The sequence below is a fragment of the Sphingobium sp. GW821-FHT02B05 genome (assembly GCF_059421905.1).
Window position 1 is genome coordinate 775,479 of sequence record NZ_JBWKVW010000001.1, and the last position, 21,775, is coordinate 797,253.

Annotated in this window: 23 protein-coding genes, 1 tRNA gene and 1 pseudogene; 9 read left to right on the forward strand and 16 right to left on the reverse strand. The window is 63.3% G+C overall.

Going from position 1 to position 21,775, the window contains the following annotated elements:
- Window positions 1-138: 138 nt before the first annotated feature.
- The 6 genes from purC to AC07UX_RS03965 all read right to left on the reverse strand — a co-directional run bounded on the left by purC (window position 139) and on the right by AC07UX_RS03965 (window position 5,484).
- Window positions 139-921: a phosphoribosylaminoimidazolesuccinocarboxamide synthase gene (purC, locus tag AC07UX_RS03940; protein ID WP_120249950.1), complete on the reverse strand. Its 783-nt coding sequence runs from the start codon at window positions 919-921 to the stop codon at window positions 139-141.
- A gap of 128 nt (window positions 922-1,049) precedes the next feature.
- Window positions 1,050-1,184 (reverse strand): hypothetical protein, encoded by a 135-nt coding sequence (locus tag AC07UX_RS03945; RefSeq protein ID WP_495190678.1) that lies wholly within the window; start codon window positions 1,182-1,184, stop codon window positions 1,050-1,052.
- Between the two features lie 31 nt (window positions 1,185-1,215).
- Entirely contained in the window at window positions 1,216-2,622 is a 1,407-nt protein-coding gene (otsA, locus tag AC07UX_RS03950) for an alpha,alpha-trehalose-phosphate synthase (UDP-forming) (RefSeq protein WP_495190679.1), read from the reverse strand.
- Window positions 2,619-4,388: a glycoside hydrolase family 15 protein gene (locus AC07UX_RS03955; RefSeq protein ID WP_495191782.1), complete on the reverse strand. Its 1,770-nt coding sequence runs from the start codon at window positions 4,386-4,388 to the stop codon at window positions 2,619-2,621. The genes otsA and AC07UX_RS03955 overlap by 4 nt, the downstream gene beginning before the upstream one ends.
- 106 nt (window positions 4,389-4,494) lie before the next feature.
- Window positions 4,495-5,250 (reverse strand): trehalose-phosphatase, encoded by a 756-nt coding sequence (gene otsB, locus AC07UX_RS03960; protein ID WP_495190680.1) that lies wholly within the window; start codon window positions 5,248-5,250, stop codon window positions 4,495-4,497.
- Between the two features lie 63 nt (window positions 5,251-5,313).
- Complete coding sequence (locus AC07UX_RS03965; protein WP_495190681.1) at window positions 5,314-5,484, reverse strand: hypothetical protein; 171 nt, start codon at window positions 5,482-5,484, stop codon at window positions 5,314-5,316.
- A gap of 130 nt (window positions 5,485-5,614) precedes the next feature.
- Between AC07UX_RS03965 and AC07UX_RS03970 the strand changes: the two are divergent.
- The 5 genes and pseudogenes from AC07UX_RS03970 to AC07UX_RS03990 all read left to right on the forward strand — a co-directional run bounded on the left by AC07UX_RS03970 (window position 5,615) and on the right by AC07UX_RS03990 (window position 11,296).
- Window positions 5,615-6,534 (forward strand): annotated as a pseudogene (locus AC07UX_RS03970) (LysR substrate-binding domain-containing protein).
- Window positions 6,535-6,580: 46 nt separating this feature from the next.
- Window positions 6,581-6,823, forward strand: coding sequence for a type II toxin-antitoxin system CcdA family antitoxin (locus AC07UX_RS03975; protein WP_495191783.1), 243 nt, complete (start codon window positions 6,581-6,583; stop codon window positions 6,821-6,823).
- On the forward strand, window positions 6,823-7,119 hold the full coding sequence (locus tag AC07UX_RS03980) for a CcdB family protein (protein ID WP_495190682.1): 297 nt from the start codon (window positions 6,823-6,825) through the stop codon (window positions 7,117-7,119). Before AC07UX_RS03975 ends, AC07UX_RS03980 begins: the two co-directional genes overlap by 1 nt.
- A gap of 45 nt (window positions 7,120-7,164) precedes the next feature.
- Window positions 7,165-9,453, forward strand: a complete 2,289-nt coding sequence (gene parC, locus AC07UX_RS03985) for a DNA topoisomerase IV subunit A (protein WP_495190683.1) — start codon at window positions 7,165-7,167, stop codon at window positions 9,451-9,453.
- Between the two features lie 88 nt (window positions 9,454-9,541).
- Window positions 9,542-11,296, forward strand: a complete 1,755-nt coding sequence (locus AC07UX_RS03990; RefSeq protein WP_495190684.1) for a putative bifunctional diguanylate cyclase/phosphodiesterase — start codon at window positions 9,542-9,544, stop codon at window positions 11,294-11,296.
- On the opposite strand, the gene AC07UX_RS03995 is transcribed toward AC07UX_RS03990, so the two are convergent.
- The 4 genes from AC07UX_RS03995 to AC07UX_RS04010 are packed head-to-tail and all read right to left on the reverse strand — an operon-like array spanning window position 11,260 to window position 14,205.
- Window positions 11,260-12,474 (reverse strand): CCA tRNA nucleotidyltransferase, encoded by a 1,215-nt coding sequence (locus tag AC07UX_RS03995; protein WP_495190685.1) that lies wholly within the window; start codon window positions 12,472-12,474, stop codon window positions 11,260-11,262. The genes AC07UX_RS03990 and AC07UX_RS03995 overlap by 37 nt on opposite strands.
- Window positions 12,455-13,063: a CoA pyrophosphatase gene (locus AC07UX_RS04000; RefSeq protein ID WP_495190686.1), complete on the reverse strand. Its 609-nt coding sequence runs from the start codon at window positions 13,061-13,063 to the stop codon at window positions 12,455-12,457. Before AC07UX_RS04000 ends, AC07UX_RS03995 begins: the two co-directional genes overlap by 20 nt.
- Complete coding sequence (locus AC07UX_RS04005; protein WP_495190687.1) at window positions 13,060-13,626, reverse strand: DUF1285 domain-containing protein; 567 nt, start codon at window positions 13,624-13,626, stop codon at window positions 13,060-13,062. The genes AC07UX_RS04000 and AC07UX_RS04005 overlap by 4 nt, the downstream gene beginning before the upstream one ends.
- Before the next feature lie 42 nt (window positions 13,627-13,668).
- A complete protein-coding gene (locus AC07UX_RS04010; RefSeq protein ID WP_495190688.1) occupies window positions 13,669-14,205 on the reverse strand; it encodes a GNAT family N-acetyltransferase in 537 nt (178 codons plus the stop codon).
- Window positions 14,206-14,328: 123 nt separating this feature from the next.
- Between AC07UX_RS04010 and AC07UX_RS04015 the strand changes: the two genes are divergently transcribed.
- Window positions 14,329-14,712 (forward strand): dihydroneopterin aldolase, encoded by a 384-nt coding sequence (locus tag AC07UX_RS04015; RefSeq protein WP_120249962.1) that lies wholly within the window; start codon window positions 14,329-14,331, stop codon window positions 14,710-14,712.
- Window positions 14,713-14,804: 92 nt separating this feature from the next.
- Here the strand turns inward: AC07UX_RS04015 and AC07UX_RS04020 are convergent, their stop codons facing one another.
- Window positions 14,805-15,752 (reverse strand): isopenicillin N synthase family dioxygenase, encoded by a 948-nt coding sequence (locus AC07UX_RS04020; RefSeq protein ID WP_495190689.1) that lies wholly within the window; start codon window positions 15,750-15,752, stop codon window positions 14,805-14,807.
- 106 nt (window positions 15,753-15,858) lie between these two features.
- On the opposite strand from AC07UX_RS04020, the gene AC07UX_RS04025 reads away from it, so the two are divergent.
- Complete coding sequence (locus AC07UX_RS04025; RefSeq protein ID WP_495190690.1) at window positions 15,859-16,266, forward strand: EVE domain-containing protein; 408 nt, start codon at window positions 15,859-15,861, stop codon at window positions 16,264-16,266.
- A gap of 151 nt (window positions 16,267-16,417) precedes the next feature.
- Window positions 16,418-16,708, forward strand: a complete 291-nt coding sequence (locus tag AC07UX_RS04030; RefSeq protein ID WP_495191784.1) for a hypothetical protein — start codon at window positions 16,418-16,420, stop codon at window positions 16,706-16,708.
- Window positions 16,709-16,833: 125 nt separating this feature from the next.
- Here AC07UX_RS04030 and AC07UX_RS04035 read toward each other — a convergent pair whose 3' ends face one another.
- A complete protein-coding gene (locus AC07UX_RS04035; protein ID WP_495190691.1) occupies window positions 16,834-17,136 on the reverse strand; it encodes a glycine zipper 2TM domain-containing protein in 303 nt (100 codons plus the stop codon).
- A 122-nt stretch (window positions 17,137-17,258) separates the two neighbouring features.
- Here AC07UX_RS04035 and AC07UX_RS04040 point away from each other — a divergent pair, with 122 nt between their 5' ends.
- Window positions 17,259-17,699, forward strand: coding sequence for a cupin domain-containing protein (locus AC07UX_RS04040; RefSeq protein ID WP_495190692.1), 441 nt, complete (start codon window positions 17,259-17,261; stop codon window positions 17,697-17,699).
- A gap of 581 nt (window positions 17,700-18,280) precedes the next feature.
- Here AC07UX_RS04040 and AC07UX_RS04045 read toward each other — a convergent pair.
- From AC07UX_RS04045 to AC07UX_RS04060, 4 genes are all read right to left on the reverse strand, one after another.
- A tRNA-Thr gene (locus tag AC07UX_RS04045) sits at window positions 18,281-18,355 on the reverse strand.
- A 29-nt stretch (window positions 18,356-18,384) separates the two neighbouring features.
- A complete protein-coding gene (locus tag AC07UX_RS04050) occupies window positions 18,385-19,245 on the reverse strand; it encodes a hypothetical protein (protein ID WP_495190693.1) in 861 nt (286 codons plus the stop codon).
- A complete protein-coding gene (locus AC07UX_RS04055; RefSeq protein WP_495190694.1) occupies window positions 19,242-20,561 on the reverse strand; it encodes a replication-associated recombination protein A in 1,320 nt (439 codons plus the stop codon). Before AC07UX_RS04055 ends, AC07UX_RS04050 begins: the two co-directional genes overlap by 4 nt.
- 27 nt (window positions 20,562-20,588) lie before the next feature.
- Entirely contained in the window at window positions 20,589-21,767 is a 1,179-nt protein-coding gene (locus AC07UX_RS04060) for a glycosyltransferase family 4 protein (protein ID WP_495190695.1), read from the reverse strand.
- Window positions 21,768-21,775: the final 8 nt, after the last annotated feature.

Below are 21,775 nucleotides of genomic sequence, written 5' to 3' on the forward strand. Positions count from 1 at the left end.
ATAGTCAACCCACGTCCGTTCGCTTCGAGCTTAGTCGAGAAGGGGATAGCGCTATGCCCGCGTTTCTCGACACGCTCGAAATGAACGGAGGTTGCGAGATATAAAAAAAGGCCGGCGCTTGCGGCCGGCCCTTTTCCCTTAGTCCTTCTCGCGTTTCTTGCGATGCGTGTCGAGGTCGAGGACGGTGGTGTCCAGCCCTTCGGGGAGCAGGCCCAGGCGGCGTGCAACTTCCTGATAAGCCTCGACTTCGCCGCCCAGATCGCGGCGGAAGCGGTCCTTGTCGAGCTTCTCGTTGGTCGCCATGTCCCACAGGCGGCAACCATCGGGGCTGATTTCGTCGGCCAGGATGACGCGGCTGTAATCGCCGTCATAGAGGCGGCCGAATTCCAGCTTGAAATCGACCAGGCGGATGCCGATGCCGGCGAACAGGCCGCACATGAAGTCGTTGATGCGGATCGCCATGTCGGCAATGTCGTGCATCTCTTCCTGCGTGGCCCAACCGAAGCAGGCGATATGCTCTTCGGAGATCAGCGGGTCGCCCAGCGCATCGTCCTTGTAGCAATATTCGATCAGCGTGCGGGGCAGCTGCGTACCTTCCTCGATGCCCAGCTTCTTGCTGAGCGATCCGGCGGCTACGTTGCGCACCACGACCTCGATCGGCACGATCTCGACCTGACGAACCAGCTGTTCGCGCATGTTGAGGCGGCGGATGAAGTGGGTCGGCACGCCGATCTGACCGAGCAGGGTGAAGATATGCTCGGAAATCCGGTTGTTCAGCACGCCCTTGCCGGAAATCGTACCCTTTTTCTGGGCGTTGAAGGCGGTGGCGTCATCCTTGAAATATTGGATGATCGTGCCGGGCTCAGGGCCTTCATAAAGGATCTTTGCCTTGCCTTCGTAGATCTGGCGGCGACGGGCCATGCGCGTTCCTGTCTTATCTTAGAAAACATTACGCCCCGGCAAACGCGAATCGGAAAGGATCAGCGGGTGCCGGGGCTGCTTGGCCGGCCCATAGAGCAAAGTAAGCGGGGGTGCAATTGTGCGCGGCCCTACAGTACGTCCCCGAACATGAACCAGATCATCGCGCACCAGCCGATCAGGCCGACCACGCCCAATATGATCCCGGACCGGGCGCGGATGGCGGGCCACAGTCCGCGCGGTTCGTCTTCATCATCTCTGTGCATTGCGGTTGCCTATACGGAGCGGTGGCAACACTCAACCGGCGGTTTCTTCGACCTCCGCTGGTTCGTCCTCACGCCCGACCGCCATCAGCCGGCCGGTGAAGCATTGCCGCCACCAGCTGATATCCTGCTGCTCCACGCTATCCATCATCGCCCGCCAACGCCGCTTTCGCTCGTCCAGCGGCATGGCCAAGGCGCGCAATATCGCGTCGGACATTTCCTCCGGGCTGTAGGGATTGATGAGCAGCGCGTCCTTGAGCTGCATCGCCGCGCCAGCGAAGCGCGACAGGATCAGAACGCCAGGATCTTCGGGGTCCTGCGCCGCAACATATTCCTTCGCGACCAGGTTCATGCCGTCGCGTAGCGGCGTCACCAGCCCGATCTTCGCGCCGCGATAGATGCCCGCCAGCTTGTCGCGCGGATAGCCCTGATTGACGTAACGGATCGGCGTCCAGTCCACATCGCTATATTCGCCATTGATGCGCCCGGCGAGCGAATCCAGCGTTGCGCGGATCTGCTGATAGCTTTCCACTTCGCCGCGCGAAGGCGGTGCGATCTGGGTTAGCACCACATCGCGATGATGTTCGGGATGGTCCTTCAGGAAACGGGAATAGCCGCCAAACCGCTCTTCCAGTCCCTTGCTATAATCCAGGCGATCGACTCCCACGATCATGGTGCGGTCCTGAAGCGAGGCGCGGACCAGCCGGCTCATCTCGTTTGCCGCGTCGCTGGTGGCGGCCTCCGCAAATTCCTGCGCATTGATGCCGATCGGGCAGGCAACCGCCTGAATGGTGCGATCGCCCACGGTGACGAAATCGCCATTCACCGTGCCGCCCATTTCCCGCTCCACATAATGGCGGAAGGATTCCAGCCATTCTTCGGTATGGAAGCCGATGACGTCATAGGCGAAGAGGGTGCTCACCAGCTTGCTGTGATGGGGCAGCGACACGAGCAGGCGGGTGGGCGGCCAGGGGATGTGAAGGAAGAAGCCCATGCGGTTCTTCAACCCCTTGTCCCGCAACATCTGGCCCAGCGGGATCATGTGGTAGTCATGGACCCAGATGACGTCTTCCGGCTCGATCAGCGGGCTGGCCGTCTCTGCAAAGCGCTTGTTGACGCGATTATAGCCCCCCTCGAAATCGCGGGCATATTCGGCCAGGTCGATGCGGAAATGGAAGAGCGGCCACAGCGTCTTGTTGGCATAGCCGTTGTAATATTCGTCGACATCCTGCTCTTCCAGGTCGATCGTCGCGGTCTTGACGCCTTCATCCTCGGCAAAGCCGATATGGCCGGTGAAATTGTCGGTCACTTCGCCCGACCAGCCGACCCAGATGCCCCGGCTTTCGCGCAGGGCCTGGGACAAGGCGACGGCCAGGCCGCCCTGGTTGCCGGTCTTGCTGGGCCTACTGACCCGGTTGGATATGACGATCAGACGGCTCAACGCATTGCGCTCCACGGTTTGCTCAGCAAGACGGCGCAGTTGATGATGCCGACCAATGAGTAGGTCTGGGGATAGTTCCCCCATAATTCCCCGCTGACAGGGTCGATATCTTCGGAAAGCAGCCCGGCCGCGGTGCGGCGGGACAGCATTTCCTCGAACAGGTCGCGCGCTTCCTCGCGCCGGCCGCTGCGATGCAGCGCCTCGATCAGCCAGAAGGTACAGACGTTGAACGCCGTCACCGGCTCGCCGAAATCGTCCGGCGCGCTGTAGCGGAGCATGTCGTTGCCCCGGCGCAGATCGGTCTCCAGCGCAGCCAAGGTGCCGATGAACTTCGGATCGTCGGCGGTCAGGAAGCGCAGGTCGAGCAATTGAAGCAGCGATGCGTCGCGCGCGTCATCCTCGAAATTGGCGGAGATGGCCTGGCTGTCCTCCCGCCATGATGCCTCCAGGATGCGCGTCTTCATCGTCTCGGCGCGATTTTCCCAATGGGCGGCGCGCAGCGGCAGGTCGAGCGCAACGGCGGCATGGGCCAGGCGATCGCACGCCGCCCAGCACATCACCGCGCTATAGCTGTGGACATGGGCACGGGTGCGCAGTTCCCACAGGCCTGCGTCCGGTTGGTCATAGACCGCCCATGCGCGTTCGCCGACCGCCTCCAGCGCCTCGAAATCGGCATGGCCGGCCATGCGCAGCAACCGCTGGTCGATGAAGCCCTGCACGGACGACAGCACGATCTGGCCATAGGCGTCATGCTGTATCTGTTCATAGGCTGCATTGCCCACGCGCACCGGACCCATGCCGCGATAGCCGGGCAGGCTTTGCGCCTCCCATTCGGTCAGCGTCGCATTGCCGCGCACGTCGTAGAGCGGCTGGATATGCCCGCCCTTGGCACCATCGACGATGTTGCGCAGATAGACGAGATAGGATTCCAGCACATCCAGCGCGCCCAACCGATTGAGCGCCTCCACCGTATAATAGGCGTCGCGCACCCAGCAGTAGCGATAGTCCCAGTTCCGCCCGCTGTCGGCATGTTCGGGGATGGAAGTGGTGAGCGCGGCGACGATCGCGCCGGTTTCCTCATGCTGGCATAGTTTCAGCGTGATGGCGGATCGGATGACGGCTTCCTGCCATTCGGCGGGAATTGCCAGGCTCCGGACCCATAGCTGCCACTCATGAATCGTGTCGTCCAGCATCCGCTCGATCGCGGGGCGCAGCGCGTCGGAAAAGCCTTCGTCCGGCCCCATGAAGAAATGGGCGTCCTGCTCCAGCCGGAACCAGCTTTCCTGGCTGATCAGGCCAATCGGTGCGTTGGTGGATACGCGCATCGCCATATAGGACAGCACGACGCGGATATGATTGGAGCCATAGCTGATCGGCACCGTCTCGCCATTCCAGCTGGTGGTCGGGCGGAATTTCACGCGGATACGCGGGGAGCCTGCCACCGGCCGCACGATGCGGATGAAGGCGACCGGCCGGTACATGCGGCCCTTGTGCCGGTGGCGAGGGCAGAAATCCAGAATCTCGATCGCATTGCCCTGCGCATCGCTCTGGCGCGTGACCAATATGGGCGTGTTTCGGATATAATGTTGTTCGACCGCGACGCAATTTTCCAGCTCTATGGCCCAAAAACCGCGCGATTGCGCATCGTCCCATGGCTTGTCGTCCAGCAGGGCGGAAAAGACCGGGTCGCCGTCCACGCGCGGGACGCAGGCCCAGACCATGCGGCCCATGCGGTCGATCAGCGCGGATGCCTGGCAATTGCCGATGGGCCAGAGGTCGAGCGTACGCTCCGATCCGGCCAGGATGGATTCTGTTGCTGCTTGGATCGGTCTGCCCCCAATTTGTTGGTCACGACGATGGGGCTCCGGAAATCTATCCGGCGGCCCCCTCGGACAGATAATGCCTGACGGCGGCAACCTGTTCCAAAGAGAATGACGCCAATGTGGGGCGCGGCGTTCCGACCAATATGCCCGCGCCGCCCAAATGCGCCGCTGCGGCAAAGCCTTCCTCATCCGTGACATCATCGCCGATGAAGACCGGTATGCCGCCTGCCATCGGTGTTTCCCGCATCAAGGCGGTCAGCGCGCTGCCCTTGTCCGCGCCGCCGGGACGCAATTCGTAGAGCATCTTGCCATGTTGCAGCGCCAGCCCATGATCGCGCGCCAGCAGGTCGGCCAGCGCCCCCGCTGCCTCGCCCCATATCGGCGCGCCTCGAAAATGCAGGCCCACGCTGATCGACTTGCGTTCGACCAGCAGACCCGGCTTGTCGGCAACGAAGGCGTTGAAGGCGGCCTCCACCGCGTCGATCGCGGGCAGGCGGGGCGGGGCTTTCACATGCTCGCCGGGATGCGCAAATTCCAGTCCATGGGTACCCGACATCAGGAAATCGCCAAAGCCCAGGTCGCGCAGCGTGGCGATCGACCGCCCGCTTACGATCGCCAGCCTGCCGTCCAGCCGGTCGCGCAATCGCGTCAGCATGACCAGCAGGTCATCGTCGACATGGACGGCGTCGGGCGTATCGGCCAACGGCACCAATGTTCCGTCGAAATCGAGGAACAATGCTGCGCCGTGCAGCAGCGCGGTTGAAGGCGCGGGAAGGGCGGTGGTGGAAAGAAGCGTATCGGTCACGCCTTTAAGAGTGGCGTGTCCGGACGAAACCGCAACCCCTCTTCTCGCAATCGCAGCAAATCGCTAGGACCGGCAAGTACGGTTGCTGGGGCTGCTCTCATTCCAGGGGGAGGTCCATCGTACGCGGTGCAGCGCCCGGAACGCCTGCATGATAGCGGCGATCAGTTGATCGATGCCGCGGTTGGCATGTTCGCGGCCGTCATTCCATAGCCGGTCGTCATATTCGTCACGCATGATGCCATCCTTTCCGAAGCAGGGCAGACGTTGAACATCGTGTCCGCCCTCTGGCTTTTGCCGGATCGGGTCCGGGCTCGCCAACAAAAGGCTGGACGCTGTAGATAAGCTCAGCTTATTGAATGAGCCTATGTCAAACCTGCCGCCCCTGTCCGCCATCCGCGTGTTCGAAGCCGCCGCGCGGCTGGAGAATTTCACCGTCGCGGCGCAGGAACTGGGCATGACCCAGGCGGCGGTCAGCTATCAGGTGAAGCTATTGGAAGAACGGCTGGGCCTCAGCCTGTTCCAGCGCGTTGGGCGCAAGTGGCGCTGACCGAAAAGGGGCGGGAGATCGCGCCGATCCTGACCCGCGCCTTCGACCAGATGCGCGCCGGCTTTGCTGCCCTGACGCAGGATCACTCGGCGGTGCTGACGATAAGCTGCACCAACAGCTTCGCCCATTTGTGGCTGGCGCCCCGGATCGGCGCGTTCCAGATGCGGCATCCAAATCTGGCCGTGCGCATCCAGGCGAATGACGCTCTGGTCGATCTGGCCCGCGACGGCGTGGACCTGGCCATTCGGGGTGGCAAGGGGGAATGGCCGGGTCTGGAGGCAAAGCTGCTGACGCACAGCCGCCTCGTGCCCATGTGCAGTCCCGGCTGGCTCGCAAGCCATAGCCCGATCGCGGACGCCGCCGCCTTACTGGCATTGCCGCGCCTCTCGCCCGAGGATAGCTGGTGGCATGACTGGCTGACGGCGATGGGCGTGGAGGCGAGCGATCGGCACGGGCCGCCCGCCATCGCGCTCGACAGTCAGGTGATGGAGGGGCGGGCGGCCATCGCGGGGCAGGGCATCGCCATCCTGACCCATCTCTTCTGGCGCGCCGAGGTGGAGGCGGGTCTGCTGGTCGAGGCGGTGCCATCCTATGTGCGCGACAAGGCGAGCTACTGGATCGTCTATCCGCCCCACGCCCGCAACACGCCCAAGGTGAAGGCGTTTCGCGACTGGATCTGCGCGGAATTCGCGGCCGAGATTGCCGCCGATCCGGACGGACGCTACTTGCCGCGATGATGTGTCATGCGTATATTCATGCGCATATCCGGTGCGGGATTCGATGATGACCAGGCACGAACATATTGCCACGCGCAAGGCGACGAACCTGTCGCTTGACGTCGATCTTGTGGCCGATGCCAAGGCGTTGGGCATCAACCTGTCGCGTGCCTGCGAAGAGGCGCTGCGCAAGGAAATCGCAGCGGAGCGGGGTCGGCGCTGGCAAGAGGATAATGCCGCCGGTATCGCGGCATCCAACGCCTATGTCGAAAAATATGGATTGCCGCTCGAAAAATATCGGATGTTCTGATGGCACGCTTTTGCGTGCATCGCCTGCCTGACGGTGGCCATGTTCTGGATTGCCAGTCCGACCTGCTGAATCATTTGACATCGCGTTTCGTGGCGCCGCTGATTCCGCTCGAGCATGTCGGCACGCCGATGACGAAGCTCAATCCGATATTTGATGTGGACGGGCAACGACTGGTCATGATGACGCAATTTTCCGGTGCGGTGGCTGCGCGATCGTTGGGTAATGTCGTTTTATCGCTGCGGGATCGGGATTATGACATTTCCAACGCTCTCGACATGCTCATGTCGGGCTATTGACCAAATCCGTTTCCGTTCACCTTCCGTCCTGCTAAGCCGTCCGCAATGACCGACTATCGCGACCCGTTCGACGCCATCAAGGATCACCCGTTCGACGATGCGCTCCAGCAGCGCTATCTCGTCTATGCGCTATCGACCATCACGGCGCGGTCGCTGCCGGATCTGCGCGACGGGCTGAAGCCGGTGCATCGGCGCCTGCTCTGGGCGATGCGGCTGCTCAGGATGGAGCCGGGCGGCGCGAGCCCGGATGTGCTGGTCGCCAACCCTGCGCGCAACACCACCGGTTACAAGAAGTGCGCCCGCGTCGTCGGCGACGTCATCGGTAAATATCACCCCCATGGCGACGCATCGGTCTATGACGCCATGGTGCGGCTGGCGCAGGATTTTTCGCTGCGCACCCCATTGGTCGACGGGCAGGGCAATTTCGGCAATATCGACGGCGATAATGCTGCGGCGATGCGCTATACCGAAGCGCGCCTGACGCAGGCCGCCGCCGACCTCATGTCCGGCCTGGACGAAGGCACGGTCGATTTCCGTCCCACCTACAATGGTGAGGATGAGGAGCCGGAGGTTTTCCCCGGCCTCTTCCCCAACCTGCTCGCCAATGGCGCCAGCGGGATCGCGGTCGGCATGGCGACCAGCATCCCGCCGCATAATGTCACCGAGTTGATCGATGCCGCCGGCCTGCTGATCGACGATCCCGATGCGGATCATGCCGCGCTGATGCAGATCGTGCGCGGGCCGGACTTCCCGACCGGTGGCGTGCTGGTCGATAATGCCGCGATCATATCCGAAGCCTATGCTACCGGGCGCGGCGCTTTCCGTACCCGTGCGCGATGGCACAAGGAAGAGGGCGGGCGCGGAACCTGGATCGCGGTCGTCACCCATATTCCCTATCAGGTGCAGAAATCGAAGCTGATCGAGCAGATCGCCGCGCTCATCAACGATCGCAAGCTGCCGATCCTGGCCGATGTGCGCGACGAATCCGATACCGAAATCCGCATCGTCATCGAACCGCGCGCGCGTACCGTCGATCCGCAGATGTTGATGGACAGCCTGTTCCGTCTGACCGATCTGGAAAACCGCTTCCCGCTCAATCTCAACGTGCTCGACGCCAGCCGCACCCCGCGCGTGCTCGGCTTGAAGCCGCTGCTGATCGAGTGGCTCAAGCATCAGATCGACGTGCTGGTCCGCCGGGCGCAGCACCGGCTGGAAAAGATCGCCGCGCGCCTCGACCTGCTCGAAGGCTATATCATCGCCTATCTCAACCTCGACCGGGTGATCGCCATCATCCGTACGGAGGATGAGCCGAAAGAGGTGATGATGGCCGAATTCAGCCTGAACGATCGTCAGGCCGAAGCCATTCTGAACATGCGCCTCCGCTCCTTGCGCAAGCTGGAGGAAATGGAATTGCGGCGCGAACATGCCGATCTGGTCAAGGAAAAGGACGAGCTGGAAAAGCTGGTCGAAAGCCCGACCCGCCAGCGCACCCGCCTCAAGAAGGACCTGGCGGCCCTGCGCAAACGCTATGGCCCAGAAACCGATCTGGGCCGCCGCCGGACCTTGGTGGAGGAGGCCGCTCCGGCCCGTGAGATCCCGCTGGAGGCGATGATCGAGCGCGAGCCGATCACCGTCATCCTGTCCGAACGTGGCTGGATTCGGGCGATGAGCGGCCATCGCGACCTCGCTGCGGCCGACACGCTCAAATTCAAGGAAGGCGATGGGCCGCAATATGCCTTCCACGCCTATACCACCGACAAGCTGCTGATGGCGACCGCGACCGGGCGCATCTACACGCTGGCATCGGACAAGCTGCCGGGCGGTCGGGGCTTTGGCGATCCGGTTCGCTCGCTGGTCGATATGGATAATGAAGGGGCAATCGTCGCCTTCATGCCCGCGCGTGCGGGCACGGAACTGCTGCTGGCTTCCTCCGACGGACGCGGTTTCATCGCCGCGGTGACCGACCTGATGGCCGAAACCCGCAAGGGCAAGCAGGTGGTCAATGTCCGCGCCGACGCGAAATTGAGCATCATCCGCCCGATCCCGGCAGAGGCGGACAGCGTCGCGGTCATTGGTGAAAACCGCAAGCTGCTGGTCTTTGCCCTTACGGAAATGCCGAAAATGACGCGCGGGCAGGGGGTGCAGATGCAGCGCTATCGTGATGGCGGCCTGTCCGATGCGATCGCCTTCAAACTGTCGGATGGTCTTAGCTGGGCCATGGGTGGCGATTCGGGGCGTACCCGCACGGAAAGCGACATGATGCCATGGAAGGTTGCCCGTGGTGCGGCCGGCCGCATGCCGCCGACGGGCTTCCCGCGCGACAATCGCTTCTGATTTCAGCTTTTTCTCTTTTGGTCGAACTTTCGTCAATTCGGCCATTAGCGTTTCCCGAAAATTTACTCCTTCTGGATACAGCGGGGGTATGGAATCGACTTCGGTGCGCAATTTGCCGGTCGCACAGACCAGCGGCACCCCCTTGGCCGGGGGCGACGACTCATGCCTCGACCGCAATGTCGGCATAACGGAATGGCTGTCGGCCCTTCCTCAGCTTGCAGCCGTTTTTTCTCATGAAAACGGCGAAATCGTCTTTCGGCAGGGCAATGCGCGCTTTGTAACTGTGTTCCGCTCCGGTGCTGAGCGTAGCCCCATGTCGGAACGGGTGACGAAGGAATGGCGGGAGCGGGTGGATAGCTTCATCCAGTCGGGCCGCGATTCGGACAGTTTCGAACTGCGCCGGGACGGCAAGCTCGGCCCGGAATATTTCATGTGTACCCTGGGCCGTCTGCCCGCCTCCGAAGGTCAGCCCGAATATTATCTCTTCACCGCGATCGACCGGACCAGCGAGCGGACGATCGAGAAGAATTTGCGCCGTGAACTCCTGTCCGACGGTTTGACGGCCCTGCCCAATCGCACCGGTTTTGGCGAGGAGATCGACGATCGCCTTGCCAATGCCCCATGGCCGGACAATGCGCAGTTCGGGATCATCGCCATCGACCTCAGCCGCTTCAGCCGGGTGAATGAATCGCTTGGTCCGATGGCGGGCGACGAATTGCTCATCACCGTTGCCAAGCGGTTGAAATCCAGCCTTCGGCAAGGGGACGTGCTGGCCCGTATCGGCGGCAATGATTTTGCCATATTTTCGCGCCTTAACAACGGTTTATCCGACGCTCTTCATATCGTTCAGCGGATCAAGGAAGCGCTAAGCTCGCCCATTCGCCTGAGCGACCTGCAAATTCGCGTGGACTGCGCGATCGGTTGCGCGTTGTCACTTAACCTGGACGATGACCCCGACGACGTCGTGCGCAAGGCGCAGGCCGCGGTGAAGATCGCCAAGCGCAGCGGCAAGGTCGAAATCTATCGCAACGGCGTGCTCAAGGAAGCGCAACGCCGCTTTTCGATCGAAAGCCGCTTGCGCGATGCGCTGGCCCAGGGCGGCCTGACGCTCGCTTTCCAGCCGCTCATCCATCTCCAGACCGGCGAGATCACCGGATTTGAGGCGCTGGCTCGCTGGAATGACGAGGAATTGGGACATGTGTCCCCGGTCGAATTTATCGCCGTGGCGGAGGAAAGCGGCCTCATCACGCCGCTTGGTCGCTGGGCTGCCTATGAAGCGGCGCAGGCGCTGTCGCGTTGGGACGCGAAATTCGGCCAGGCGCTGCCTGTCGGCGTCAACGTCAACCTCTCCCCGATCCAGATGGCGCGCGACGATGTCGCATCGATGTTCGAGGAAGCGCTGCGCTATGCCGGCATCGCGGGCAGCCGGCTGACAGCCGAACTGACGGAAAGCGCGATCATCGCCGATCCGGACAAGGCACGCAAATTGCTGTTCGCGCTCAAGGGGTTGCAGATGCCGATCGCGATGGACGATTTCGGCACCGGTTTCTCCAACCTCGCCAGCCTGCACAGCCTGCCGATCGACATATTGAAGATCGACCGCAGCTTCGTGTCCACCATGCTGGAGGATCATGACAAGGCGGTGATCGTCCGCACGATCCTGTCGCTCGCCGAATCGCTGAACCTGAAGGTCACGGCCGAGGGGATCGAGACGCAGGCGCTGGCCCTTGCGCTTGCGCAAATGGGCTGCTGGCAGGGGCAGGGCTATCATTTTGCCCGTCCGATGGCTGAAAATGATGCGTACGACTATTGGCGCGCGCGCTGGAATTTCGAGACGATCTGATCGGCGATGGCCGCGACGCGGTCGGCATCGGGGAAATCCTCTGCTACCCACATCGCCTGCACCGCCTGCACCGCTTTGGCCACGTCCGGCCCGGCCGGCAGGCCGCGCGCGATCAACGCGCCGCCGCCGATGGGCAGGACAGGGGGCGTCCAGCCCTCCAGCGCGCCCAGCGCCGACAAGGGCTGGTCCGGGTCGAGCAGCAAGCGGTCGATCGCGCCTTCCACGCCCACCCGATAGGCCAGCGCGCGGGGCGTTTCCGCCATCTCCGGTGCCGGCTCCAGCGCCACCACCAGCCGCTTGCGCGCCTTGTTCGACAGTTTCAACCTTGCACCCACGCCATCGGCCAGCGTCGGGTCAGGGGGCAGCAAGGCCGCCAGCCGGCGTAGCGCCGATCCGCCTATCCCGCTCTCCACTTCGCGCGCCATCAGCGTTTCCAGCCGCTCCACGCCGCCGACATTCACTTCCGGCAGCACCGGGCGCAATATCCCGCCTTCGACCATCAGCCGCAGCGCGTGGACAGGCGCGGCAACCCCCAGCAATTTCAGCAATTCGTCTGCGATCCGCTCGCGCGACAGCGCCATCAGGCTATTGGCGGCGGCAACGCACGCATCATACGCATCACTGTCCAACTCGTTGTCGCCATAACGGGCCAGGAAGCGGAAATAGCGCAATATGCGCAGATGATCCTCGGCGATCCGGGCAGATGCGTGTCCGATGAAGCGCAACCGTCGCGCCGCCAGATCGGCAAGCCCGCCAAAATAGTCGCTGATCTTGCCAGTGACCGGATCGGCATAGAGGGCGTTGATGGTGAAGTCGCGCCTCGCCGCATCTTCGCGCCAGTCGTCGGTATAGGCGATGGTCGCGCGGCGCCCGTCGGTGCTGACGTCGCGGCGCAGCGTGGTGATCTCCACTGGACCGTCGGGCAGAATGGCGGTGATTGTGCCATGGTCGATACCGGTCGGCACTGCCTTGATCCCCGCGGCCTTCAGCCGATCGACAACATCATGCGGGTCCAGCACCGTGGCGATATCCAGATCGTTGACCGGCAGGCCCAGCAGGCCGTCACGCACGGCGCCGCCGACGAAACGCGCCTGGCCCTTCGCAACGTCCAGCGCGTCCAGCAATCCGTCCAGGCCGGAACGGTGGCGCCACTCGGCGTCAGGCGGCAGGATGGTCATGGCCCAGCCTCCGCGACAAATTGGCCAGGATCGCCGCCGTGATGCCCCAGATACGCCGGCCCTCCCAGAAAATCTCGTAATAATGGCGCATCGCGCCGGCAAACTCGACCTCATGCCGCATCCTGTTGGCCGGATCGAGCGCATAGGCCAGCGGCAGTTCGAACCAGTCCGCCACCTCGCTTTCCTGCGCGCGCAGCGGCAGGTTGGGGGGAATGACGCCCAGCACCGGCACGATATCGAAACCGGTGAACGTGCTGTAGCGGTCGGACACGCCCACGACCTCCACCTGATCGGGCGACAGGGCGATCTCCTCCTGCGCTTCCCGCAGCGCGCCGGCAATCTCGTCGGCATCGCCATCATCGACTCGGCCGCCGGGAAAGGCGATTTGACCCGCATGTTTGCGCAGCGTCGTCGCGCGTTCGGTCAGGATCAGGCCGGGTTCGGGTCGGTCGGTGATCGCCACCAGCACGGCGGCGGGCGCCAGCGCGATCTCACCCTGGATGCGCGGATCGCGCCTGTCGACCGGCGCGATATCGGTCCGCCTGTGTCCGTCTTCCAGGGCGGCGCGCAGCCGCTGCGCCAGCGTCATGCGGCGCCATCCAGCGGGAAAAAAGCGCCCTCGCTCCAAAGGCCGACCCGTTCGCCCTCTTCGCCCAGCGCCAGGTTCATCAGCTCATAATAGACGCTGCGCCCGACCAGCGCTTCCAGCCCGCCGCGTACATGCAGATAGGGATGCGGTCCGTCCGGCGTCTCGCGCACGGTCAATCCATGGTCCGGCCCGGCGGTGACGATATCCCCGCTGTTCAGGCGGAATGCGAGGCTGCGCGCGCGCCCTTCGCCCTCGCTCTTCAGTTCGACCGCGACGAAGGGGGCGTCCTCCACTTCGATGTCCAGCTTCTCGACCGGGGTCACCAGAACATGGCTGCCGTCCGGCTCGCGCCGCAGGATCGTGGAAAACAGCCGAACCATCGTTTCCCGGCCGATCGGCGACCCCTGATGATACCAGGTGCCGTCGCGCGCGATCCGCATTTCGCTATCGCCGCAATGGTCGGGATTCCATTTCTCGACCGGGGGCAGGCGCTTTTCGGCGGCCAGCCGCGCAATATCGGCGAGCGAAAGGGTGGACAGGTCGGGCAGTGGTTCCATCGGCATGGGCCGGAGATAGGAGGCTCTGGCCCGCAGGCAAAGAGTTAATCAAGCCGCGACGGATATTCTGGGGCTGAGCATGCCCATGCCGCCGACCGGGCGACCATCGACCGACAGGGCCAGCAGGCGGCGCGGTTCGAACGGCCCGGGGGCGTCCCATCCGGCGGTGCCATCGGCGGCAAAGCCCCAGAAGCGGCCATAATATTCCGGATCGCCGATCATCATCAGCGGCTCGCACGCCATCGTCCGTGCAGCGGCTACCACCGCGTCCATCATCGCACGGCCATGACCGCCAAATTGATGCGTCGGCGCGACAGCTACCGGGCCGACCATGATCAGCGGCGTCTGCTGGCCGTCCGCATCCGTCAGCGCCACCGGCCAAGTTTGCAGCGACCCGATCAGCGCGCCGCCGGCATCGACCGTTGCGAAGGAGAGGGCAGGCAGCCAGGGCATGCCATCGCGGATGCGATAGGCGGTGCGGCCGTGACGGTCCGGGCCGAAAGCCGCGTCGAGCAGTCGTTCGATAGCCGTTTCGGGCTGACTGTTGAGGGGCACAATGTCTGACACGTCTTGCCGATCCGCCATCAATGGCGCATGGGGCAGCGCCGGAAGCGGGGCTTTAGCGCCCGCTTCGCAAAATGAAAGACTAAATAGGCCTTTGCCCGCACCATGATATATGGTCGGGCGCGGCCTGGATGTGGCAAGGCTATGCAGACTGGATTTGACGATTTTCTGACGCTGGAGGTCAACGACCTGCATGTCGATGTGCTGACCGGCATCTATTCGGAGGAGACGCATCTCCCCCAGCCGCTGCGCATTTCCATCCGTGCGCGCCTGCGAATCGCCGATCATTATGAGCCGGAAACGCCGCTGACCGCGTCCAAAAACTATATGGACCTCAAGCACGCCGCATCGACCGCGCTGCCCGAAGGGGTGCATTTCACGCTGATCGAGGCGGTGGCCGATCATATCATCGACACCATCTTCCTTCAGGACGACAAGGTCAGCCATGTCGAAGTGAAGATCGTGAAACTGGCGCTGAGCGAGCGCGGCGAGGAGATCGGCATCACCCTGGGTCGTGGGCGCAGGTAGGTCAGGGTCCGTTCGGTTCGAGCTTGTCGGGAATCTTTCTCGACGCGCCTTCTCGACTTCGCTCGAAGGCTGCTCGAACCGAACCGAATTTTCTATCCTTTCTTGATGAGCCCGATCTCGATCAGCCGTTCCGTCAAATAATCATGCGCGCTGATCGGCGGATCGCGACGCGGATTATCCTCGCTCACGCATTGCGGCAGCGCGTCGATCATGAAATCGGGACGCAGATGCAGGAAGAACGGCATGGAATAGCGCGAATGCCCGCGTCGTTCCGGCGGAGGGTTGACCACGCGATGGCTGGTCGATGGCAGCAGATGGTTGGTCAGCCGCTGCAACATGTCGCCGACATTGATCGCCAGCGCACCCGGCGGCGGCACCACGGGCAGCCAGTTGCCATTGCGATCCTTCAATTCCAGCCCGCCTTCCTCCGCGCCCAGCAACAGGGTGATGAGGTTGATATCCTCATGCGCGCCCGCGCGAATGCCCGGTGCCTGCGGCGACACCGGCGGGTAATGAAGCAGGCGCAGGATCGAATTGCCATTTTCGATGGGGCCATCGAACCAGCGTTCCGAAAGGCCCAGATAGAGGGCGATCGCAGACAGCAATTCCGCGCCCACCCGGTCGAACTCGCGATAGAGTTTCGCGAAGACCGGCTCGAACTCCGGCATCTCGCTCGGCCACACATTGGGCGGCATGGTTTGCGCCAGCGGATCGCCTTCCGGCAGGTCGCGGCCGACATGCCAGAATTCCTTCAGGTCATTCTCGCTCGCGCCCTTGGCGATTTCCACGCCGAACGCGGTATAGCCACGCTGGCCGCCGTTGAACTTGGCGTCGTAGGCGCGCTTGATGTCCACCGGCTGGTCGAAGAAGCGGCGCGCCAGCGCCCAGCCATCGTCGACCAGCTTCTGGTCCATGCCATGGTCCTTGACCATCGCGAAGCCGAAGCGTTGGAAGGATTGCCCGAAGGCTTCGGCGAAATCCGGCTTGCTCATTTCCGCCATGGACAGGACAGGCACCTGATCCAGTACCGCTTGCGACACGTCTTATCTCCAGTTTCGTTCAGATGGGGCCGTGGCTCATCATATAGGCGCAGCCCGCGCATGACGCATCCTTGATCGCGCCGGGGCGCTGTTGCAAGGAGGCAGAATGAACTACTGGCTGATGAAATCGGAACCCGATGCCTTCTCCTATGACGATCTCGTCAAAAAGGGGAAGGCCGAATGGGATGGTGTGCGCAATCATGCTGCCCAGGGCCATATGAAGGCGATGCGCAAGGGCGACCTCGCCTTTTTCTATCACAGCAATATCGGGGTCGAGGCCGTCGGCATCATGACCATCGTGGAGGAGGCCGCGCCCGACAGCACGGACGATACGGGCAAGTGGATCGCGGTCCATGTCGCCCCGGTCGAACGGCTCGCCAAACCGGTCACTTTGAAGGTGATGAAAGCCGATTCGGCCCTTGCCGGCATGGTGATGCTGCGCCAGTCGCGCCTGTCCGTCGCCCCGCTGACCAAAGCCGAGTTCGACCATATAGTAGCGCTATCAAAGGCTTAATCCTGGGCGTGGGACGCGGTTGCACATGATGCAATCGGATCGTCATTTTTTGCGATTGTCGCTTTGTCGCACTGCAACATATGACGATCTTCAACAGAACAAGAATATAAGAGGTGTTTGATCGGCATTCACAAGGAGTTTACCCATGCGAATGCTGTCCAAGTTCATTGTCGCCAGCGCCATCAGCGCCATTGCCGCCACCGCCGCGCAGGCTGAAGATGCCGCTGCCAAGCAGCGCTTCACCCACGAAGGCTACACCTATGTCTATCAGGTGAAGGACACCAAGGCTGGCAAGGTGATTTCGGGTCGTCGTTTCCCTGACGCCGTCGCCTTCAACCTGGCCGTCAAGAACGGCAAGGTTTCGGGCGTATCGGGCGGTCAGCAGGTCGCCTTCAAGGTCGAGGACGCGCGCGGCGCCGCCTCGGACGCTTCTGTCGACTAATCGGCGGACGCTTCAAAAAGTTAGGGACGGCATCCGACGGGATGCCGTCCCTTTTTTGTTGCCGCTCAGCGGGGCCAGCCGCAGAACAACCGGCGCGCGCTCCTGACACGCGCCGGTTATCGGCGTCAGCGGCAGGTCCGCTTGCTGTCGATCGACTTGCCCAGCAGCGCGCCACCGGCTGCGCCCAGGATCGTACCGGTCGCGCGGTCCCCGCGCGTATCGATCGCGCGGCCGACCAGCGCACCGCCGACGCCGCCGACGATCAGGCCGGTCGTGCCGTTCGACTTGCGGCAGTAGGTCCGGCCGTCGCGGCCGCGCCATTCCTTGTAGCGATAATGTTTGCGCGCCTGGGCGCCATCCGTCGGGACGGCCATGGACACGGGAATGGCCAGCGAGACGGCGGCCAGGGCGAGCAGGGCGTTACGCATGTGTATCTCCTCCGAAATGCGTGATTTGTCGCTTCAACCCCTCTACATTGATCCAGGTTGCATGAACGTCAGGCAACAAATTAAGTGACTGTTTCCATGGCAATAAAATTTGAGGTGAATGGATGCAAGGCGACGACGAACAGGCGGGACGGCAGATGATAGAGGCCCTGGACCTGTCGCCCCATCCCGAAGGCGGATGGTATCGGGAGACATGGCGCGCCACTGCCGCGCCAGACGAGCGGGCTGCCGGTACCGCGATCCTGTTCCTGCTGGAGGCGCACCAGCGATCGCACTGGCACCGGGTCGATGCCGACGAACATTGGTTCTGGCACGCCGGTGCGCCGCTGATCCTGTCCATTGCCGCACCGGAAAAAGGCGCCCGCGACCTTCTGCTGGGACCGGACGTTCTGGCCGGGCAGATGCCGCAGGGGTGGGTACCCGCGCATCACTGGCAGGCATCGACCCCGCAAGGCGGCTGGACGCTGGTCAGTTGTACGGTGACGCCGGGCTTTGATTTTGCAGGCTTTTCGCTGGCGGCACCGGATTGGTCACCGCCCGGCTGAAAACTTATCCACACTTATCCACAGCTTTTGCAGGATAGCTGTCAAAAATCTGTCCGAATTCGCTTTGAACGACTCGGATGGGGTGACACCATCCCTTTATCGGAACGGTGGAAACGGAGCGATCCGGATCCAGAAATCACTGAGAAATCAGGGTTTTGATCCGTAACGATAGTCCAACGGCAGGCAATATCCCCAAAGGATGGAGCCGGGCAGGCGGACGGGATGCTTGAAGACCTTGCCGGGTACGCGCGAAAGTGAACGTCGGGCATGGAAAGCAGGCATTCAAGCCTCGACGGGCGGCCTTTGGCCAGAAGTCGGAGCAAAACCTGCGCGGCGCCTTCGCCCGAAGGATGACGCACAGGATCGGCGGACCGATGATCGCATCTCTTCGTGAGACGCGGATCGCCTTATCATCTTCGAACATGCCGGTTTGCGCCGACTATTCGAAAAATGCGTAAGGAGCAGTCCGACGGAAGTGGGGACCGGCAGCGATGCCGGCCCCCATTTTGCGTTGAGGGGCGCGCGACATCTGAACAACGATCTGGTGCCATGCGATCTACCGGATCATGATCTGCCCGAAATGGTGCCGGATGAGGGGATCGAACCCCCGACCTTCGGTTTACAAAACCGCTGCACTACCGCTGTGCTAATCCGGCGCGCCGTTTCGGGTGCGACGCCCTTACTATCAGTTCACGCCAAAGGTCCAGCCCTCAGTGCGCGCTATTTGCGGCGTAAGTGCAGCTGGCGCCCATAAGGCCGGGCGCTGCGCCGCCTGCCGCATCCACGCGGCGGTCACGATCGCGTCGGCGCCATGATCGTCCGGCATCGAACCGACATGCGCCTGCGATCCCAGCGCCAATAACGCATCGTTCAGCGCCACCTTGTCGCGCATCTTCGTGCGCCCTTTGGGCCGGCCGGCGGCGCGTGCCGCGATGCTGGTGTAGATTTCCACCACCAGCGATCCGGCGCCGGGCAGCGGATCGAACGGCCACACCGGTACATGCGGCCGCACATGATGCAGCAACCGCATGCCGGCAAAGCTGGCCTTGGCGACCTGTGCTGCGCCGATCGCGTCATAGACTGTGGACGGCTTGCCGCCGCCGCCCGCATTATAATGCGCTTCGCAGGCGCGGTTGTGCATATAGTGCGCCTTCACCCCGTCCGCCTTGCCGAAATAGAAATGGCGGCGATGCGCGACCTCCAGCAGGCTGGCCGCGCCCAGGTCCGCATCCTTGCAGATCGCATCGACATAGGCCCAAAAGGCAGGCCCGTCCTGCGGCACCACATCGCCCGGCAGATAGGTTCCCCGCGCGACGAAGGGTGGCGCAAAGCTGAAATCGAAACCGAACAGCGTCGGCATTTCCCCTGCCGTCGCCACCAGCCAGTCCGCCACGCCCTGCCGCGACCAGGCGCCGCCGCCCGGCGCAGGGACCAGTGTCGGCACGGCGTCGCCCCCTTCGCACAGCGCCACGGCGATCCCCTTGTGCCGCGCGCCTTTGGCGCCAGACCAGTCGATCGCCGCGAACCGGGCGAAGCAGGGCGTCACTGGCCGCCACGCTCCGCCCGCAACCGGTCCCAATGGGCGATCCGCTCGGCAATCCGCGCCTCGAACCCGCGATCGGTGGGGGCGTAGAAGGTCTGCGGCGTCATCTCCTCCGGCCAGTAATTGGCCCCGGAAAATCCCTCCGCCGCGTCATGGTCATATTGATAGCCCTTGCCATAACCGACCTGCTTCATCAGCTTGGTCGGCGCATTGACGATGTTCATCGGCGGCATCAACGATCCGGTATCGCGCGCCGATTTGAACGACGCTTTCATCGCCATATAGCCCGCGTTGGATTTGGGCGCGGTCGCGCAATAGAGGCAGGCCTGCACGATCGCCAGTTCTCCCTCCGGCGAACCCAGGAAATCATAGGCGTCCTTCGCCGCCAGACATTGCACCACCGCCTGAGGATCGGCCAGGCCGATATCCTCGGTCGCAAAGCGCACCAGCCGCCGTAGCACATAGAGCGGCTCTTCGCCCGCCGTCAGCATTCGCGCCAGATAATAGAGCGCCGCCTGCGGGTCCGACCCCCGTAACGACTTATGCAGGGCGGATATGAGGTTGTAATGCCCCTCCCGATCCTTGTCATACACCGCGACCCGGCGGTGGAGCAGGGCGGACAGGCCAGCCGGATCGAGCGGTTCGGGCAGGTCGATCGAATAGAGTGTCTCGACCTGGTTGAGCAGGAAACGCCCGTCGCCATCCGCGCTCGCTACCAGCGCCTCGCGCGCGGCGGCGTTGATCGGCACCGGCCGCCCGGTCAGCGCCTCGGCCCGGTCCAATAACTGCGCAAGCGCGGCCGCATCCAGCCGGCGCAGGATCAACACCTGTGCCCGCGACAGCAAGGCCGCGTTCAACTCGAAACTCGGATTTTCGGTCGTCGCCCCGACCAAGGTCACAGTGCCATCCTCGACGAAGGGCAGGAAGCCGTCCTGCTGCGCCCGATTGAAGCGATGGATTTCATCCACGAACAACAAGGTCTTCTCGCCGCGTCGGGCGTGCTCCTTGGCGGTAGCGAACAGTTTCTTGAGGTCCGCCACCCCCGAAAATACCGCGGATATCGGCGCGAACCGCATCCCCACCGCATCGGCCAACAGCCGCGCCGTGGTCGTCTTGCCGGTGCCGGGCGGCCCCCACAGGATGATGGAGGACAGCCGCCCCGCCGCCACCATGCGCCCGATCGCGCCGTCCGGGCCGGTCAGATGTTCCTGCCCCACCACATCGGCCAGCGTGCGCGGACGCAACCTGTCGGCAAGGGGGGCGGTATCGGCCGGCGCGTCGGCGCCGGGCATGTCATCGGGAGCGAAAAGGTCGGCCATTGCCACCGATATAGGTGATGGGATGGATTATGGAACCGGGCTGGATCGCGGCGCCAGCCCCTGCGCCCGCTGGCGGATGATGCGCAGATAGGTGTCGATCAGCGCCTGATTGACCTGATCCCATCCGTTGCGCTCCGCACGCGCCTGCGCGGCGGAGCCGGCGGCGTGGCGAGCGTCCGCGTCGATGCAATAGGCCTGTAGGGCGTCGGCGAAGGCACTGATCGCGCCGGGGCGGATCAGCCGACCGGTTACGCCTTCTGTCACCAGGCTTTCGCTGCCTGTCGCACGCGCCGCCACCGTGGGCAGGCCGCACGCCATCGCTTCCAGCGTCACATTGCCGAACGTCTCGGTCACCGAAGGGTTGAACAACATGTCCATGCCCGCGACTGCGCGGCCCAGATCCTGCCCCATTTGGAAACCGGTGAACACGGCGTTGGGCAGCCGGTTCTGGAACCATTCGCGCGCCGGGCCGTCGCCAACGACCAGCACCCGATGCCGTACCTGCCGCGCGGCCAGTTGATCGATCGTGTCGGAAAAGACGTCCAGCCCCTTTTCCATCACAAGGCGGCCGATGAAGCCGATCACCGGCGCGTCGTCCCCTATGCCCAGCGACCGCCGCCATGCCATGTCGCGCCGGCCGGGGTTGAAGATGTCGCGGTCGATGCCGCGCGTCCAGATGCCGACATCATAGTTCATCCGCTGGTTGCGCAGCAGCTGCGCCATCGATTCGGACGGCGCGACGATCGCGTCGCAACGTCGATAGAAGCGCCGCAGGATGGATTCGATCAGCGGCTCCAGAAAGGCCAGCCCATAATAGCGCGGATAGGTTTCGAACCGCGTATGCACCGACGCGACCGTGGGCAGGTTGCGTGCGCGGGCCCAGCTGAGCGCGCGATGGCCCAGCGGATCGGGGCTGGAAAGATGGACGATATTGGGCGCGAACGCCTTGAGATCGCGGCGGACCTGCGCGGACATGCGATAGGGTACGCGATATTCCTTGCGTCCCGGCACCGGGAAGGACGGCGTGCTGACAAGTTCGCCGGCCGGATCGAAGGCAGGGGTGTCCGTGGTCGGCGAATAGACGCGCACCGCGGCGCCCTGCCTGAGCAGATAGCCGACAAAGCGATTGAGCGCCTGGTTCGCACCATCGCGGACATAATTGTAATTGCCGCTGAACAGGGCAACGCGCAGGCCGGTAGAATCCATCGGCGCGC

What these genes read in the sequence shown, in the direction of transcription:
- AC07UX_RS04055 (WP_495190694.1), bottom strand. Translation starts at nt 20,561, where the DNA reads ATGGCCGACCTTTTCGCTCCCGATGACATGCCCGGCGCCGACGCGCCG.
- parC (WP_495190683.1), top strand. Translation starts at nt 7,165, where the DNA reads ATGACCGACTATCGCGACCCGTTCGACGCCATCAAGGATCACCCGTTC.
- AC07UX_RS04030 (WP_495191784.1), top strand. Translation starts at nt 16,418, where the DNA reads ATGCTGTCCAAGTTCATTGTCGCCAGCGCCATCAGCGCCATTGCCGCC.
- AC07UX_RS04040 (WP_495190692.1), top strand. Translation starts at nt 17,259, where the DNA reads ATGCAAGGCGACGACGAACAGGCGGGACGGCAGATGATAGAGGCCCTG.
- AC07UX_RS03980 (WP_495190682.1), top strand. Translation starts at nt 6,823, where the DNA reads ATGGCACGCTTTTGCGTGCATCGCCTGCCTGACGGTGGCCATGTTCTG.
- AC07UX_RS04005 (WP_495190687.1), bottom strand. Translation starts at nt 13,626, where the DNA reads ATGCCGATGGAACCACTGCCCGACCTGTCCACCCTTTCGCTCGCCGAT.
- AC07UX_RS04060 (WP_495190695.1), bottom strand. Translation starts at nt 21,767, where the DNA reads ATGGATTCTACCGGCCTGCGCGTTGCCCTGTTCAGCGGCAATTACAAT.
- purC (WP_120249950.1), bottom strand. Translation starts at nt 921, where the DNA reads ATGGCCCGTCGCCGCCAGATCTACGAAGGCAAGGCAAAGATCCTTTAT.
- AC07UX_RS04035 (WP_495190691.1), bottom strand. Translation starts at nt 17,136, where the DNA reads ATGCGTAACGCCCTGCTCGCCCTGGCCGCCGTCTCGCTGGCCATTCCC.
- AC07UX_RS04000 (WP_495190686.1), bottom strand. Translation starts at nt 13,063, where the DNA reads ATGACGCTGGCGCAGCGGCTGCGCGCCGCCCTGGAAGACGGACACAGG.
- AC07UX_RS04025 (WP_495190690.1), top strand. Translation starts at nt 15,859, where the DNA reads ATGAACTACTGGCTGATGAAATCGGAACCCGATGCCTTCTCCTATGAC.
- AC07UX_RS03990 (WP_495190684.1), top strand. Translation starts at nt 9,542, where the DNA reads ATGGAATCGACTTCGGTGCGCAATTTGCCGGTCGCACAGACCAGCGGC.
- AC07UX_RS04015 (WP_120249962.1), top strand. Translation starts at nt 14,329, where the DNA reads ATGCAGACTGGATTTGACGATTTTCTGACGCTGGAGGTCAACGACCTG.
- AC07UX_RS04010 (WP_495190688.1), bottom strand. Translation starts at nt 14,205, where the DNA reads ATGGCGGATCGGCAAGACGTGTCAGACATTGTGCCCCTCAACAGTCAG.
- AC07UX_RS03995 (WP_495190685.1), bottom strand. Translation starts at nt 12,474, where the DNA reads ATGACCATCCTGCCGCCTGACGCCGAGTGGCGCCACCGTTCCGGCCTG.
- AC07UX_RS03975 (WP_495191783.1), top strand. Translation starts at nt 6,581, where the DNA reads ATGACCAGGCACGAACATATTGCCACGCGCAAGGCGACGAACCTGTCG.
- AC07UX_RS03945 (WP_495190678.1), bottom strand. Translation starts at nt 1,184, where the DNA reads ATGCACAGAGATGATGAAGACGAACCGCGCGGACTGTGGCCCGCCATC.
- AC07UX_RS03965 (WP_495190681.1), bottom strand. Translation starts at nt 5,484, where the DNA reads ATGCGTGACGAATATGACGACCGGCTATGGAATGACGGCCGCGAACAT.